The 16,801-nt window shown below is 35.2% G+C and carries 15 protein-coding genes and 1 pseudogene; 15 read left to right on the top strand and 1 reads right to left on the bottom strand.

Features of this window, described 5'->3' with window-relative positions:
• The first annotated feature begins 29 nt into the window (after nucleotides 1-29).
• The 10 genes and pseudogenes from KTB61_RS03665 (at nucleotide 30) to phnX (ending at nucleotide 9,796) form a co-directional block, all read left to right on the top strand.
• Nucleotides 30-788, top strand: a complete 759-nt coding sequence (locus KTB61_RS03665; protein WP_075760360.1) for a DeoR/GlpR family DNA-binding transcription regulator — start codon at nucleotides 30-32, stop codon at nucleotides 786-788.
• 12 nt (nucleotides 789-800) lie between these two features.
• Nucleotides 801-1,235, top strand: coding sequence for a PTS sugar transporter subunit IIA (locus tag KTB61_RS03660; RefSeq protein WP_216696823.1), 435 nt, complete (start codon nucleotides 801-803; stop codon nucleotides 1,233-1,235).
• Nucleotides 1,236-1,352: 117 nt separating this feature from the next.
• Nucleotides 1,353-2,636 (top strand): M18 family aminopeptidase, encoded by a 1,284-nt coding sequence (locus KTB61_RS03655; RefSeq protein WP_216696822.1) that lies wholly within the window; start codon nucleotides 1,353-1,355, stop codon nucleotides 2,634-2,636.
• Nucleotides 2,636-3,304: a YoaK family protein gene (locus KTB61_RS03650; RefSeq protein WP_075760363.1), complete on the top strand. Its 669-nt coding sequence runs from the start codon at nucleotides 2,636-2,638 to the stop codon at nucleotides 3,302-3,304. The genes KTB61_RS03655 and KTB61_RS03650 overlap by 1 nt, the downstream gene beginning before the upstream one ends.
• Before the next feature lie 119 nt (nucleotides 3,305-3,423).
• Complete coding sequence (locus tag KTB61_RS03645) at nucleotides 3,424-4,293, top strand: MurR/RpiR family transcriptional regulator (RefSeq protein WP_075760364.1); 870 nt, start codon at nucleotides 3,424-3,426, stop codon at nucleotides 4,291-4,293.
• A 179-nt stretch (nucleotides 4,294-4,472) separates the two neighbouring features.
• Complete coding sequence (locus KTB61_RS03640; RefSeq protein ID WP_216696868.1) at nucleotides 4,473-5,252, top strand: ABC transporter ATP-binding protein; 780 nt, start codon at nucleotides 4,473-4,475, stop codon at nucleotides 5,250-5,252.
• A 33-nt stretch (nucleotides 5,253-5,285) separates the two neighbouring features.
• Nucleotides 5,286-6,923 carry an ABC transporter permease subunit gene (locus tag KTB61_RS03635; protein WP_075760366.1) on the top strand — a complete coding sequence of 546 codons (1,638 nt, stop codon included), beginning with the start codon at nucleotides 5,286-5,288 and terminating at the stop codon, nucleotides 6,921-6,923.
• On the top strand, nucleotides 6,920-7,930 hold the full coding sequence (locus KTB61_RS03630; protein WP_216696821.1) for an extracellular solute-binding protein: 1,011 nt from the start codon (nucleotides 6,920-6,922) through the stop codon (nucleotides 7,928-7,930). The genes KTB61_RS03635 and KTB61_RS03630 overlap by 4 nt, the downstream gene beginning before the upstream one ends.
• A 3-nt stretch (nucleotides 7,931-7,933) precedes the next feature.
• Nucleotides 7,934-9,030: pseudogene (locus KTB61_RS03625) on the top strand (2-aminoethylphosphonate--pyruvate transaminase).
• Nucleotides 9,023-9,796 carry a phosphonoacetaldehyde hydrolase gene (gene phnX / locus KTB61_RS03620; RefSeq protein WP_216696820.1) on the top strand — a complete coding sequence of 258 codons (774 nt, stop codon included), beginning with the start codon at nucleotides 9,023-9,025 and terminating at the stop codon, nucleotides 9,794-9,796. The pseudogene KTB61_RS03625 and the gene phnX overlap by 8 nt, the downstream one beginning before the upstream one ends.
• A gap of 43 nt (nucleotides 9,797-9,839) precedes the next feature.
• Here the strand turns inward: phnX and KTB61_RS03615 are convergent, their stop codons facing one another.
• Nucleotides 9,840-10,391 carry an HD domain-containing protein gene (locus KTB61_RS03615; protein WP_216696819.1) on the bottom strand — a complete coding sequence of 184 codons (552 nt, stop codon included), beginning with the start codon at nucleotides 10,389-10,391 and terminating at the stop codon, nucleotides 9,840-9,842.
• A gap of 176 nt (nucleotides 10,392-10,567) precedes the next feature.
• On the opposite strand from KTB61_RS03615, the gene KTB61_RS03610 reads away from it, so the two are divergent.
• The 5 genes from KTB61_RS03610 (at nucleotide 10,568) to putP (ending at nucleotide 16,760) form a co-directional block, all read left to right on the top strand.
• Entirely contained in the window at nucleotides 10,568-11,677 is a 1,110-nt protein-coding gene (locus tag KTB61_RS03610) for a prephenate dehydrogenase/arogenate dehydrogenase family protein (protein ID WP_075760370.1), read from the top strand.
• Nucleotides 11,678-11,680: 3 nt separating this feature from the next.
• Nucleotides 11,681-12,961, top strand: coding sequence for a 3-phosphoshikimate 1-carboxyvinyltransferase (gene aroA / locus KTB61_RS03605; RefSeq protein ID WP_075760371.1), 1,281 nt, complete (start codon nucleotides 11,681-11,683; stop codon nucleotides 12,959-12,961).
• Nucleotides 12,962-12,992: 31 nt separating this feature from the next.
• Nucleotides 12,993-13,766, top strand: a complete 774-nt coding sequence (locus KTB61_RS03600; protein ID WP_075760372.1) for an HAD family hydrolase — start codon at nucleotides 12,993-12,995, stop codon at nucleotides 13,764-13,766.
• 42 nt (nucleotides 13,767-13,808) lie between these two features.
• Nucleotides 13,809-15,086: a glycoside hydrolase family 10 protein gene (locus tag KTB61_RS03595; RefSeq protein WP_216696818.1), complete on the top strand. Its 1,278-nt coding sequence runs from the start codon at nucleotides 13,809-13,811 to the stop codon at nucleotides 15,084-15,086.
• A gap of 147 nt (nucleotides 15,087-15,233) precedes the next feature.
• Nucleotides 15,234-16,760 (top strand): sodium/proline symporter PutP, encoded by a 1,527-nt coding sequence (gene putP, locus KTB61_RS03590; protein ID WP_075760374.1) that lies wholly within the window; start codon nucleotides 15,234-15,236, stop codon nucleotides 16,758-16,760.
• Nucleotides 16,761-16,801 lie beyond the last annotated feature (41 nt).

Below are 16,801 nucleotides of genomic sequence, written 5' to 3'. Positions count from 1 at the left end.
TAAAGATATCTTTTAAAGGAGAAAATGCGATGTTTGCGGAAGAAAGACAGGAAAAAATCTTAGAATTGTTGAAAAAAAACCGACGGGTTAGCAATACAGAATTGATACAGGAATTTGGAGTCAGTGGAACAACGATTCGGATTGACCTGACAGAGCTTGAGCAGAAAGGGTTACTTTCCAGAACTCATGGTGGAGCGATTGTAAGAGAAGATCCTGTTTTTGGAGAAGACTCCATTTCTTCTCGAAAGGAGAAAAATAAAAGCGAAAAAGAACAGATTGCAAAGAAGGCCCGTGAGGAAATCCAGGATGGAGATACCATATTACTAGACAGTGGGACTACAGTTTTAGAGCTGGCAGCATTATTAAGTGATGTGAGAAATTTAACGGTTATTACCAATGACCTTCAGGTTGCTTTAAAGCTTCAGAAATTTCCAGAAATACATTTGATTCTTTTAGGAGGACGAGTTCGAACTTCTTTTGAATGTACAGTTGGCGGAATGGGAATACGAGCATTGCAAGATTTTTCCGTGGATAAAGTTTTTATGACGACCAATGCGTTATCCGTTGCAAAAGGGGCAACTACTCCGAATCTTGATAATGCTGAAATAAAGCGGGAAATGATGAAAATTGGTAACCGAAAATATTTGTTATGTGATAGCAGTAAAATTGGGACAAAAACCGTATGTTCTTTTGCTAAAATTTCTGAATTTGATGTGATTATTACAGATAATCATATTTCGCAGGATATGAAGAAAGTAATGGAAGAACAGGGAGCTTTGGTTCGGTAAGTTCAGAAAGGAATGGCTGTGAGCAATATTTTTGATAAAGATAGTATCGTGTTAGGTGCAAAATTCAGCGATAAAAAAGAAGTTATTGAAGAAACAGGGAAACTGCTTTTGAATCGAGGACATATTCAACCAGAATATATAGATGCCATGTTGGAGAGAGAAGAAAAATTTTCCGTATATATCGGAAATGGAGTGGCTATTCCGCATGGGGTTGGAGGTTCTGAGAAGTATATAAAATCATCAGGAATTGCATTGATTCAAGTCCCAGATGGAGTATCCTTTGGAAAAAATAAAACAGCTTATGTTATTATAGGAATTGCAGGAGTTGATGGAGAACATTTAGACATTTTAGCAAAACTTGCAATTACCTGTTCTGATATAGAAAAGGTTGAAAAAATTCGTATGGCAGTTTCTAAGGAAGAAATATTAAAGTTAATTGATATGTAAAATAAAAATGTATAGGAAAAATCCTGAGAATATGTAGAAAAATATTCTCAGGATTTTTTGAAAGTCTTGAAGGATTGTGTTATTCTTGATAGAAAGACGATAATGGGAGGTGTTTTTATGAATCATAATGTAGATTGTCTGCTTGAATTTATCAGAAAAAGCCCCAGCTGTTTTCATGTAATAGAAAATGTAAAGAAACAACTATGTGCACAAGGCTTTGAGGAATTATCAGAAAAAGATCATTGGAATCTTCAGGAGGGAAACAGGTATTTTGTTACGAGAAATGACAGTTCCATTCTTGCTTTCAGGATTCCCAAAAAGAATTTTTCCGGATTTCACTTGATTGCCAGTCACAGTGATGCTCCGACTTTTCGGATCAAAGAAAATGCTGAGATAAAAGTAGAAAAACACTATACAAAGTTAAATACAGAAAAATATGGTGGGATGCTTTTAGATACATGGTTTGACAGACCGTTATCTGTAGCAGGCCGTATCATCGTCAACGAGAACGGGAAATTGAAAAGTCATTTGGTAAATATTGACCGGGATTTATTGATGATCCCACATCTGGCAATTCATATGATGAGAGGCATAGATAAAAAAGAATTAAATCCACAGGTGGATTTACTGCCTTTATTTGGAGGAAATTTGGAAGAGGGGACACTGCTGAAATTAATTGCAGAAAATACAGATGTTTCAAGAGATGATATTTTGTCTTATGATTTATTTTTATATAATCGTATGAGTGGGACTGTTCTTGGAGCTGATGAAGAGTTTATTGCATCTCCGAAACTGGATGATTTGGAATGTGCATTTGCATCCCTTCAGGCATTTCTTGAGTCTAAATCAGAAGATTATGTAACCATGTGCTGTATTTTTGATAATGAAGAAGTAGGAAGTGGTACAAAACAGGGAGCAGGTTCTACATTTCTACCGGAAGTTCTTCAAAGAATATGTTATGCGACAGGAAAAGATCAGGAAGAATATTTAATGGCAATTGCAGACAGTTTTATGTTATCTGCAGATAATGGACATGCAGTTCATCCTAATTATACAAATAAGACAGATCCTTCCAATCGCCCGTATTTAAATGAAGGAATCTTATTAAAATTCAATGCTGCTCAGAAATACACAACAGATGGACAGTCTGCTGCAGTAGTAAAATATCTTTGTCAAAAGGAAAATATTCCATATCAGACATTTTTTAACCGTTCAGATATGCCGGGAGGTTCAACTCTTGGAAATATTTCAACTGGACAGGTATCTATGCGTTCAGCAGATATTGGACTGCCGCAGCTGGCGATGCATTCGGCATATGAGATGGCAGGAAGTAAAGACTTAGATGATATGATACGTCTTATGACAGCATTTTATTTGTCAGGAAGGGAAGTGAATTTCTAATGGAGGAACAACGACTCCAGATGTCGGAAAGTTTTCTTCTGACAGCCTTATTGGCAATCGTAGGTGGATTTTTAGATGCATACAGTTACCTGCTTCGAGGAAATGTTTTTGCCAATGCCCAGACAGGGAACATTGTATTGTTCGGTGTATATCTACAAAAAGGAAATCTGCAAAAGGCTTTTTATTATTTTATTCCAATCCTTGCATTTGCATTTGGCGTTATTCTGGTAGAAATAGTAAAAAAACTGTTTAAAGAAGAACATAAAATACATTGGAGACAAAGAATTATTTTGCTGGAAATCATATTGATAACGCTGGTAGGTTTTATACCTTTGGGGAAATTGAACGTTATTGCCAATGTATTAATTTCTTTTGTATGCTCAATGCAAGTTGAAACTTTTCGTAGAGTACACGGACATCCCTTTGCCAGTACCATGTGTACAGGGAATCTTAGAAGTGGAACAGAATCTCTGTTCCAATACCTGGAAACAAAAAATAAAGATTATCTGATAAAGGGATATCGGTACTATGGAATTATTGTATTTTTTATTTTAGGTGCTGCCATTGGAGGATATATGACTGGAGTAATAGGGAATACATCTGTTTTTTTATGTAGCATATTACTTCTAATAGCAATGGTGATCATGATAAAAGAGTATAGAATATAGTTTTACAAACATTTAACATAGTTGTCCGTTAGGAATATTACTGTATATGCTAAAATAAAAACGCGGTATTATTAAAAAAATATTTTAATTTTTTGTAGAAAAATTACAGGAGAAATATAATGGAAATCAGTATTAAGATATTGATAGAAACGAAATATGGAGACTTGAGGGCATCAGAACAAAAGGCGGCAGATTATATTCTGGAAAATATAGATGAAATTCCTGGTCAATCCTTACATAAACTGGCGAAAGAATGCAATGTGAGTCAGCCAACTATTTTAAGGCTGCTTAAAGCCCTTGGATTTCAGGGATTTAAAGAATTTCGCCATGCGTTGACTGTAGAAACAGCTCGAAAACAGGAGCCGAAGCTACCTCAGCCCATGTATGGATATTCATTAAATCCAGATGACCGACTGGAAGATATTCCAAGAAAGATTTTCATGACAACAACAAATATGATGGAAGAAAACTTAAAAAATATATCTATAAAAACTTATAAAAAAGTTATAGAAGTTTTGAATGAGGCAAGAATCATTGATATTTATGGTGTGGAAAATTCCAATGTGACAGCACGAGATTTGCTGACAAAATTATTATATCTTGGATTAAACTGCAGACATATGGATGATGACTATCATCAGAGAATTTGTGCCAGCAATCTGACAAAGGAAGATGTGGCTATTGGAATTTCTTATTCCGGCTGTTCTGCGGACACTATTGAGGTTATGAAGATTGCTAAAAAGAGTGGAGCAACAACTATTGTAATAACTAATTTTAAAGATTCTGCAATTAGTAAATATGCAGATCTTCTGATTTGTACCAGTCAGGATCAAATGTTCTATGGAGATGCTATTTTTTCGAGAACAAGCCAGCTTTTACTGGTTGATATGATTTATATGGGATTGTTGATATCACGTTATGAAACTTATTCACAGAAACTTGACAGAAGCAGTAAGATAATAAGCGATAAAGCTTATTTAGAACATTAGAATTTTGTAATTTTACTACAATTTAGCAGAGTAAAAACCATGTAAAGATTTACATTCTCTTTACATGGTTTTTATTTTTTTATGATAGTTTAAGGGAAAATCGGTTGCTATAATCATCCATGTTTCAAGACAAAACCAGAAGGTTAAATCTGATTGATCAAAAAAATGAGTTTCATTTTATGTTAAAACTGGAGAATATAAAAAAATCATATGACCAGACAGTAGTATTAGATGGGATTAATCTGGAAATCCAGGATGGAGAGATTGTCTCTATATTAGGTCCATCTGGATGTGGAAAAACAACGTTATTAAATCTGATTCTCGGGATAACAGATGCAGACAGTGGAAAAATCATTTATAACGGTGAAGATATGACAAATCTTCCAATGGAGAAGAGAGGATTTAATATTGTATTTCAGGATTATGCATTATTTCCTAATCTGAATGTTTATAAGAATATTACTTATGGATTGAGAAATAAACCTGATATTTCAACAAAAGAGGAAGTAGAGGATTTAATAAACCTGCTTGGATTAAGAGAACATTTATCAAAGAAAATAGAACAGCTTTCTGGAGGACAGAAACAGAGAGTTGCACTTGCAAGAACAATGGTTATGAAACCTAAAATTCTTTTGCTGGATGAACCATTGAGTGCGTTGGATGGTGTTATTAAAGAGTCTATAAAAGATCGTATCAAGACAATAGCGAAAGAATATCATCTGACAACTATCATTGTTACACATGATCCGGAAGAAGCGTTGACATTATCTGACCGTGTATTGATAGTAAATGAAGGAAAAATTGCTCAATTTGGAGAGCCGGAGAAAATTATAAATGAACCTGAAAATGAATTTGTGGAAAAATTTATTTTAAATCAGTTGAGAATAAAGAAAAATAATATCTTTAATTTGTTTGGTGGAAATGAAGGCAAGATGGAAAGGGATATTCTAGTTTCTTGATAAAAGAGATGAAATATTGATTAGGATAGAAGGATGAAAAATAGAAAAAATATAGAGATTAAGCTGATATATACCATTATAATGCTGGTTTTCCTTATGTTTCTGGCAGTGCCGTTCTTTAAACTTTTAAATCAGGCTTTTTTAGGAGAAGGTTCTTTTACGCTTAAATATTTTAAAGATATTCTTAGCGGAACAGGTTTTATAAGGGCCTTGAGAAACAGTCTGACGGTATCATTACTAAGCTCTCTTATTACAACGATTCTGGCTTTTATACTGGCATATACCATTTATTATACGAGAGTGCCGGGATTTTGGAAAAAAATCGTTCACTGGATAGCATTACTTCCCATGCTGCTTCCAACGATTACCTATGGATTTGCCATTATTTATTCTTTTGGAAAACAAGGTCTTCTGACAAAAATCTTTGGACATGAAATTTATATGTATGGATTTCCGGGATTGACTCTCGGTTACGTAATCTATACGATTCCGACAGCATTTATGCTGATTTATAACACTATGGGATATATTGATAAAAAGTTCAGTGTGGTATCCAGACTAATGGGAGATAGCGCGATAGCAAATTTCAATATTTCTGTACTAAGGCCGTTGCTTGGAACTTTGGCAACTTCAATGATACAGTCGTTCTTTTTAAGTTTTACAGATTTTGGTATTCCGGCTTCTGTTGGAGGAAAGGTGGATACTATTGCAGGTATTCTTTATCAGGAGATGCTTGGAAGTATTCCGGATTTTAATCGTGGAGCAGTGGTGGCAATTGTTATGCTGATGCCATCAGTGATAAGTATTCTTATTTTAAAATGGCTGGAGAAATATAACATTCGTTACAATAAAATTTCTTCTGTAGAGATTAAGAAGAATCTGATGCGTGATGGAATATTTGGAGTAATCAGTGCATGTATTATGCTTGCTATATTATCTGTTTTTGCAGTTATATTTGTGATTCCATTTGTTGAGGAATGGCCGTATCGATTAAGTTTCAGTATGGAGCATGTAACAGCTGTATTTGAGGATCCTAACTTAATTGGAGTATATACAAATTCTTTATTTGTGGCAGCAGCCACAGCGGTTGTGGGAGTTCTTTTAAGCTATGGAGCTGCTTTGATTACAGCAAGAAGTACATTAAATGATAAATTAAAGAGTGTTATAGAAGCAATAGCTCTGGTAATTAATACGATTCCTGGAATGGTTCTTGGTATTGCATTTTTATTGACGTTTAGCGGAACAAATCTTCAGGGAACATTCATTATTTTAATTGTGTGTAATGTGGTTCATTATTTTTCAACACCATATCTGATGGTAAAGAATTCTTTATCAAAAATGAATGCATCATGGGAAACAACGGCAATGCTTATGGGTGATACATGGCTGAAAACCGTCATTCGTATTGTAACGCCAAATGCTTTTGGAACTATTCTTGAAGTGTTTAGTTATTACTTTGTAAATGCCATGGTAACCATCAGTGCAGTTATCTTTCTTGCAGGAGCACATACTATGGTAATTACAACAAAAATCAAAGAGCTGCAGTATTATAACAAATTTAATGAAGTCTTTGTTTTATCTATATTAATTCTGATAACCAATATCATTGCGAAATATTTATTCCAATGGTTGGCAAATAAAAAAACAAATTATAAAGGAGAAGAAAAATGAGAAAATTTATGAAAAAAGTGTCTATTGCCCTAATGGCAGGATTGATGGCTACAACTGGTCTGGCAGTGACCGGATGCAGTTCAAAAAAGGCAGATGAAAAAGTAGTTATTTACTCAAATGCAGATGACGAAGCTGTGGAATCAATGAAAAAAGCGCTGGATGGAAACGGATATAAAGGGAAATATGTATTCCAGACCTTTGGTACATCAGAACTTGGAGGAAAACTAATTGCAGAGGGGAAAAAGATAGAAGCGGATATGATTACTATGAGTACTTTTTATGTAGAAAGTGCACAGGATAAAAATAAAATGTTTAAAGATCTTTCTTTTGACAGAAATCTTCAGAATGAAAATAAATTTGAAAAGTACGAATCTCCAATTACTGCACAGGAAGGAACTTTAATACTGAATACAGAAGTTATGAAAGAAAATAAACTTCCAGCACCAAAATCTATCAAAGATCTGGCAAAGCCTGTCTATAAAGGATTTATTTCTGTGACAGACGTAAAAGCATCTTCTACAGCATGGCTGCTGATTCAGGGACTTGTTTCTGAATATGGAGAGGAGGAAGCTCAGAACATTTTAAAGAATATTTATGAGAATGCTGGAGATCATATTGAAGATTCAGGTTCCGGTCCAATCAAAAAAGTAAGAGCCGGAGAAGTGGCAATTGAATTTGGATTAAGACAGCAGGCAGTTGCGGACAAAAAAGATGGACTTCCAATTGATTATGTTGATCCAACAGAAGGAAACTTTACATTAACAGAATCTGTAGCAGTCGTTGATAAAGACGATAATAATAAGAGTAAACTTGCAATGGAAATGGCAGAATGTATTATTAAAAACGGCAGATCAGAACTTATTAAATACTATCCGGTGCCATTATACAATGGAGAAAAAGAAGATACAGAACAGAAATCAGGTAATCCAAAAGAATTCAAAGAAAAATTAACATTAGATTTATTGAAACAGCATCAGCAGTTATCAGAAAAAGCAATGGGGAAATAAAGTATGAATTATAAATTATTAACACCAGGTCCGTTAACCACAACGGATACTGTGAAAAAAGAAATGATGTTTGATCATTGCACATGGGATGATGATTATAAAAAAATCACTTTGAATATCCGGAGCGGACTTTTAAAGCTTGCCATGCAAATGAAGATGATTATACCGTGATTCTTATGCAGGGAAGTGGAACTTTTGGCGTGGAGTCTGTGTTAACAAGTGCAGTAGGTTTGGAGGATAAACTTCTGATTGTTGCAAATGGAGCATACGGAGAGCGTATGGAGGATATTGCAAAGCATGCAGGATTATCTTATGTTATTTATCATCAGGATTATGATAAGGTGCCTGATGCTGAAGAAATTGGGAGAATTCTTGATCAGGATATGTCCATCACCCATGTATCCATGGTACATAGTGAAACAACATCTGGTATTTTAAATAATATTGGGGAAGTAACAAGAGTCGTAAAACAGAAAAACCGTACCATGATTATTGATGCCATGAGTAGTTTTGCCGGTGTTGACATTAAAGTGCAGGATCTTGGAATTGATTTTCTGATCAGCAGTGCTAACAAATGTATCCAGGGAGTTCCGGGATTTTCATTTATTATCGCCAGGAAAAATGCTTTGATGAAAACCAAAGGGCAGGCAAGAAGTCTTTCTTTAGATTTGTATGACCAGTGGGAAACTATGGATAAGGATGGAAAATGGAGATTTACATCTCCTACGCATACAGTGCTTGCATTTGCAAAAGCAATGGAGGAACTGGAACAGGAGGGGGGAATCGCAGCACGTTCCAAACGTTATTATGATAATAACCGGGAAATCATTCGTAGATTTAAAGAAATGGGCCTGGAAACCTATATCAAAGAAGAACAACAAGGTCCGATCATAACAACATTTTTGTTTCCTGAAAATGCTGATTTTACGTTTGAAGAAATGTATGATTATATCAAGAAAAGAGGATATGCCATTTATCCTGGAAAGGTTACAGAAGCAGCAACATTTCGTATAGGAAATATTGGAGAAATATATAAAGAAGATGTGGATGCTCTTTGTGACATTATGAAAGAATTTCTGGAGGATAAGAAGAATGGATAATAAAATAGAAGCAGTAATATTTGACTGGGCAGGAACAACTGTCGATTATGGATGTTTTGCACCTGTACAGGCTTTTTCAGAAGTGTTTGAGGAATTCGGAGTGAAACCAACTATGGAAGAAGTCCGAGAACCTATGGGAATGTTAAAAATTGAACATATTCGAACAATGCTCAAAATGGAACGTATACAGAATTTATGGCAGGAGAGATATGGTCGACCGTCAAATGAAGATGATGTACAGGCCATGTACAAAGTTTATGAGGAAAAGTTATTTGGAGTACTGAATCTGTTTGTAGATGTTAAACCTTATGTACTGGAAGCAGTAAGAGAACTTCGTGCCAATGGGATAAAAATCGGGTCTACTACCGGTTATACAGACGAGATGATGGAAATTGTGACAAAGACCGCAAAAGCCAATGGCTATGAGCCGGATGCATGGTTCAGTCCGGATTCTGTAGATTCAAAAGGACGTCCTTATCCATATATGATTTTCAAAAATATGGAAGCTTTAGATGTTACTTCTGTAAAAAATGTTGTTAAAGTAGGAGATACGATTTCAGATATAAAAGAAGGAATTAATGCAGGAGTTATATCAGTAGGTGTGATTGAGGGAAGTTCAGAAATGGGTCTCTCTGAAGAAGAATATAATAATCTGTCAGAAGATGAAAAAAATAATCTTTGTCAGAAGGTAAAAGATTCTTTCCTTAAAGCAGGAGCAGATTATGTAATTAACAATATGTCAGAATTGCCATCATTGGTTTTATAGAATGATTGATGAAAGAAATGAAAAAAGAAAGGGCTGATATGGTTTAATCAGTCCTTTTTTTTCCAAAAACCTGTTCTACAAGGTAACAATATTCAGTATATTGATGAAATTCTTTTAAATCCTCAAAGCCGTCAATTAAACTTTTATAGTACCATCCTTGCATGTCCTTGTCTTTCATATTAAATCGTTGCCAAAGTTCTTCTCCTATAGATTTGTAATCACGGGAAATTGCACGGATATTAGCAAGCTTATCCCCCATGGCCAGAATTTTGGAATTTAAAGAAGCTTCATTTTTTAGAAATTCAATGGTTCGACCTTTGCGTTCTACCCATGTTTTACTTTTATCTTCACTTTCCTGCTCAACATAAGAAGCAATTTTGTCTCCGAATTCTTTTCGGATATCTTCTATTGATACGTCTTCACAATCTTCTACAACATCGTGGAGAACAGCGGCACACATCATATCTTCATCCTTTGTCATTGTGGCAACGATTGAGGCTACTTCCAAAGGATGGATGATAAAAGGAAGATGAGTTCCTTTTCTTTTTTGTCCAGTATGGGCATCTGTAGCAAAAATAACGGCTTTCTCAAACATGACATGCTCCTTTATATAATCTAATTAAGTATAATCCATATTTATCATAAATCATTTTTTGACTCCATTCAATACAATTTTTTTTGATTTTTTACTTTTCTGCTTTAAAGTGGGAAATTGTTGACTTTTCAAATATGTAACGGTAAAATGAAAAGAAGAGTTTAAGGAGAAAAATGATGAAAACAGACAATAATTTTACGATTGGTTTTATTGGTCTGGGCTTGATTGGAGGCTCAATAGCCAAAGGAATAAAACGAGTCTTTCCTAATTATAAGATTATAGGATTCGATGAAGATAAAGAAACTTTAAAAGAAGCATTGAAGGACGGTATTGTTGATCAGATATCGGATGGAAATGAAAATGATTTTAAGGATTGTAATTATGTTTTTTTGTGCGCTCCGGTACAATATAATATAATGTATTTACAGGGACTGAAGAATGCCATTTCAAGTAATTGTATTATTACAGATGTGGGAAGTGTAAAAGGAGAAATACATAAAAAGGTTGAAGAACTTCAGATGGAAGAATGCTTTATTGGAGGTCATCCTATGGTGGGATCAGAAAAAGCAGGCTTTTCTTTCAGCTCAGACCGTTTGGTGGAGAACGCATATTATTTTATAACTCCAACAAAAAAAGTAAATGAAGAAAAAGTTAAAGAATTTACCAGTTTTATTGAGGAGTTAGGCGCACTTACGATTTTACTTGATTATAATCAGCATGATGCATTTACTGCTGCAATCAGTCATGTACCTCATATAATTGCAGCTGAACTGGTTCATCTTGTAAAGAATATGGATACAGATAATGGAATATTAAAGCAGCTGGCAGCTGGAGGATTTAAAGATATTACTCGTATAGCATCTTCTTCTCCGGTGGTTTGGGAACAGATTTCCCTTTCAAATAAGAAAAATATCAAAATGTTACTTCTTCAGGCCAAAGATCATCTGGAGGAGATAATTGAGGCATTAGATGAAGAAAATCATGACTATTTAAATACATATTTTAAAGAGGCAGGGGAATATCGGGATTCTGTACCGGATAGTGCAGTAGGTCTTATGGAAAAATCATATGAAATCTTTGTTGATATTCCAGATGAACCGGGAACATTATCTACTACGACTACATTACTTGCGCTGAATAATATCAGTATAAAAAATATTGGTATTATCCATAACAGAGAATTTGAAGAAGGTGTTCTGAAAATTATGCTGTATGATGATAAATCAGCAAAAAGAGCAAAAGAAATTTTAAGAGACAAAAATTATATAGTATATGAGAGGAAATAACAGATGAAACTTACAAGAGTAAACGGACTTCAGGGAGAATTATCAATTCCAGGAGATAAGTCGATTAGTCACCGTGCGGTTATGTTTGGATCCCTTGCAAAAGGAACAACCCATATCAGTAATTTTTTGTCAGGCGCTGATTGTCTGGCAACCATCGACTGCTTTAGAAAAATGGGAGTAGAGATTGAGCAGAATGGAACTGATGTAACAGTTTATGGTAATGGGCTTCATGGGTTAAAACAGCCAGAGGAAATTTTAGATGTAGGGAACAGTGGAACAACCACTCGCCTGATTTCCGGGATTCTTGCCGGACAGGATTTCCAGGTAACACTGTCTGGAGACGCATCATTAAATAAACGGCCAATGAAGCGAATCATGAATCCGCTGAAAATGATGGGAGCAGATATTGAAAGCGTTAATGGAAATGGATGTGCTCCATTGCATATCTGTGGTGGAAAATTAAAAGGAATTCATTATGAATCGCCAGTTGCTTCAGCACAGGTAAAGTCCTGTGCATTATTAGCAGGACTTTATGCAGATGGAAAGACAAGTGTGACAGAACCGGTACTTTCAAGAAATCATACAGAATTAATGCTTCGTTCTTTTGGAGTTCAGGTAGATTCAGAGGGTACAACGGCAACCATTACACCTCCAGATGAAATGTATGCTACGGATATTACTGTTCCAGGGGATATTTCATCCGCAACATTTTTTATTGTTGCCGGACTGATTACTCCAAATTCACATATATGCTTAAAAAATGTTGGAATTAATCCGACTAGAGATGGTATTCTTCGTGTATGCAGAGATATGGGAGCAGATATCACATTGGAGAACATTGTGGACAATGGTGGAGAACCAACGGCAGATATTATTGTAAAAACCAGTCATCTGAAAGGAACAGTTATTGGCGGGGAAGTAATCCCTACTTTAATCGATGAGATTCCGGTTATTGCATTGCTGGCAGCTTTTGCGGATGGAGAAACTGTCATTAAGGATGCTGCTGAATTAAAAGTAAAAGAGTCTGACAGAATTGCATTAACTGTAGATAATCTTGTAAAAATGGGTGTTGATGCAACAGCAACGGATGACGGAATGATTATTCGTGGAGGAAATAAACTTCATGGTGCAAGCATCCATTGTAAATATGATCACAGAATTGCTATGACATTTTCCATAGCAGGAATAAATGCAGATGGAGAAACAATTATTGAAGATGCAGAATGTGTAGATGTATCTTATCCTACATTTTATGACCAGTTAAATAGTTTGCAAATCAAATAAAATATATTCATTATCAAGAAAGGGACACATTATGGAAAAAAAATATTTCTTTTTTGACATCGATGGAACTTTAACTGACAGGTCAACCAATGAGGTTGTACCAAGTGCACTGGAAACTTTAAGAAAACTTGAAGCAAATGGGCATTTTGTTGCTATTGCCACAGGACGAGCTCATTATAAAGCAGAAAAATTCACTAAGGCCTATGGATTTAAAAATATGGTTTGTAATGGTGGAAACGGCTATGTAATTGACAATGAATTTGTTGAAAACATTCCTCTGGATAAGGAAGGGTGTATAAAGATTGCTAATCAGGCAGAAGAACTAGGATATGGATGGTGTATTGTTTCAGATGATACCAGAGATGTATATATGAAAGATGATTTGTTTCTTCGTCAGGTTGGGAAAAGAAAAGAACCAACTAGATATATTATTGATGATCAGCTTGATCTGGAAGCTGTAGAAAAATATTTCAAAGTATATGTGGCAATTCCAAAAGAGGAAGAAGAAAAACTTACAACAAAAGAGTTAGTAGGACATCTTCGATTTGAACCAGAATATCTGATGTTTCAGCCGGATAATAAAAGGGGGGGAATTATCAATATGATGAAACATCTAAATGCAGATATTAAAGATGTTGTGGTATTTGGCGATGATTACAATGATATGGATATGTTTTGTCCGGAATGGTTTTCTATTGCTATGGGAAATGGATGTCAGGATCTGAAAGATGTTGCAAGTTATGTGACAGATACCAATGTAAATGATGGAATAAAGAAAGCATGTGAGCATTTCCATTGGATTTAGACATTATAGTTTCAAAGATTTAATTAAATATAGAGGGGTTATATGATGAGAATAGGGAAAATCCGTTTGACAGTATTGCTGTTAGTCAGTGCTCTGTTTGTAGATCTTTGTAGCCAGACAGTAATTGAAGCAGCTGGTACAGAGGAAACAACGGCTGTAGAAACAACTACAACAGCTGCGCCTGTAGAAACAACTGTAGCTTATGAAGAATATAAAGGATTTTGGTTTTCTTTTTATGATTACGATGCTTATCGTGCAAAATATAAAAAATGCACAGCATCAAACTTTCGATCTTATTTTACTGGAGTGGTAAAAAAAGGGAAAAATCTTGGAATGAATCATATTATTGTTCAGGTGAGACCTTTTGGAGATGCTATCTATAAGTCAGAATATTTTCCATGGTCAAAATATATATCCGGGAAACAAGGGAAAAGTCCGGGATTTGATCCACTAAAGATTATGGTATCAGTGGCTCATCAAAATGATATGAAGATTGAGGCATGGGTGAATCCATATCGTGTGACAAATGATTCCACAAATTACAAAAGATTATCAAAAAATAATCCGGCAAGGATATGGCATGCTGAGAAATCAACAAAGAGAAATGTTCTTTCATACGGAGGAAGTCTTTATTATAATCCTTCCAAAAAAGCAGTAAAGGACCTGATTATTAACGGAGTAAAGGAAATCGTACAGAACTATGATGTTGATGGTATTCATATGGATGATTACTTTTATCCGTTTTTTACCAAACAAAACGTTAAAACTGCATTTGATGCAAAAGAATACGAAGAATCTTCTTATAAGAAGAGTGGAAAAAGTATCTATGCATATCGTCGTGCACAGGTAAATAGTCTGGTCAGTCAGATGAAAGCTGCTATCAAAAAAATTAATCCGAATGTGACTTATGGCATCAGTCCTGCAGGAAATATCGATAATCTGACCAGCAAGTATTCCTATTATGTTGATATCTATCGCTGGTTGAATTCTACAAAGTATGTAGACTATATATGTCCGCAGATTTACTGGGGATTTAAACATCCAACAGCAAAATTTGATAAAATGACCGATCAATGGATTAATGCGGCAAAAAGTAAAAAGGTAAAACTTTACATTGGAATTGCCGTATATCGAGCGGGGTATTACACAGGAGAAAATCCAAGAGAAAAAAAAGAATGGAGATATGATACCAGTGTTTTGAAGAAGCAGGTATTATACGGACGCGGAAAAGGTGCAGATGGATTTTTATTCTTTGACTATCGGGATTTAAATAGTAAAAGGAGCAGGAAGGCAGTAGCAAAATTAAAAACAGTTTTATAATAATTTATAAATTCGGTATTCCATACAATTGGAATAATCTTGCACTTTTACACTTTATTGTGCTATAATTGATATCATTATTTTAACCAAGTCAGAGATGACTTGGTTTCTTACATATAAAATAATAGACAGAAGAGGAGAGAGACTATGAAAATACCTATTTTAATTGCCATGATATTATATATGGCACTAGTTGTAGGAATTGGTGTTGTATTTAGTAAGAAAAATAAGACATCAGAGGATTATTTCCTGGGAGGAAGAGGTCTGGGACCGTGGGTAACAGCCATGAGTGCAGAGGCATCTGATATGAGCAGCTGGCTTTTGATGGGACTTCCTGGACTTGCTTATGCAACAGGATTCAGTCAGGCCGGATGGACTGCTATTGGACTGATTCTGGGAACTTATTTAAACTGGAAGATTGTAGCAAAACGTCTTCGCCATTATACAGAAGTTTCTGAGAATTCCATCACATTACCGGATTTTTTCAGTAATCGTTTTAAGGATGACAAAAAGATCTTAAGCAGTATTGCGGCTATTATGATTCTGGTATTTTTCACTGTATATACAGCATCAGGATTTGCAGCATGCGGTACATTATTTAACTCTGTATTTGGATTGAATTATCAGGCAAGTATGATTGTTTGTGCTATTGTTATTGTCCTTTATACATCACTGGGAGGATTTTTAGCAGCCAGTACAACGGACTTTATTCAGGGATTATTAATGTCTTTTGCAATTGTAATTGTTTTGGCTGTTGGTGTTTCAGCGGTCGGCGGTGTAGGACATGTTATTGAATATGGAAAAGGGCTGGAAGGATTTTTTGATGTGATGAAATATCATGATCCGGCCACTGGACATGCAGTATCACAGGGAGTTATTCCTATTCTTTCCGGATTGGCATGGGGACTTGGATATTTTGGAGTTCCACATGTTCTTGTAAGATTTATGGCAATCCGTAATCCTGAAGAGATGAAGAAATCAAGAAATATTGCAATGACATGGGTTGTCATTTCTCTGACAGTTGCAGTATGCATCGGATTTACAGGAGCTGCATTATATCCTAATGTAGAAGAACTGGCTGGTTCTGGAAATCAGAGAATCTTTATTTATATGACAACACATTTATTTAAAGGACTGCTTCCATTGTTTTTAGCTGGTATTATTTTATCAGGAATTCTTGCAGCAACTATGAGTACATCAGATTCACAGCTGCTGATTGCATCTTCCTGTGTATCAAAGGATTTATTCCAGGGACGTTTCAAAAATAATGCTACAGAAAAACATATTTTAGTTGTGTCAAGAATCACGACAATTGTCATTGCTATTGTTGGTGTTATCATTGCTATGGATGAAAACAGTTCTGTATTCGGACTGGTGGAAAATGCATGGGCAGGTTTTGGTGGTGCCTTTGGACCACTGGTTTTATTTTCATTATTCTGGAAACGTACCAATCTGAAAGGTGCTGTTGCAGGAATGCTCAGCGGAGGTATTCTGGCATTTATCTGGCCAATGACCTTTGCAAAACTGGGCGGTATTTTTGAAATTTATTGTCTGCTTCCTGCGTTTATAGTTTCATCAATCTTTATTATTGTGGTAAGTCTTTGTACAGAAGAACCGGATGAAGTCATACAGAAAGAATTTGAGGAAGCAAAACAATTAAGTAAAAATGAATAAATAATACTGAGGACGAAAAAATTCGTCCTCTTTTTTTGAAA

Origin of the sequence: Anaerostipes faecalis (genome assembly GCF_018982945.1) — a bacterium.
Lineage (GTDB): Bacteria > Bacillota > Clostridia > Lachnospirales > Lachnospiraceae > Anaerostipes > Anaerostipes faecalis.
The sequence above is the reverse complement of the archived record's forward strand: the minus strand, read 5'-3'. Positions and strand labels throughout refer to the sequence as shown.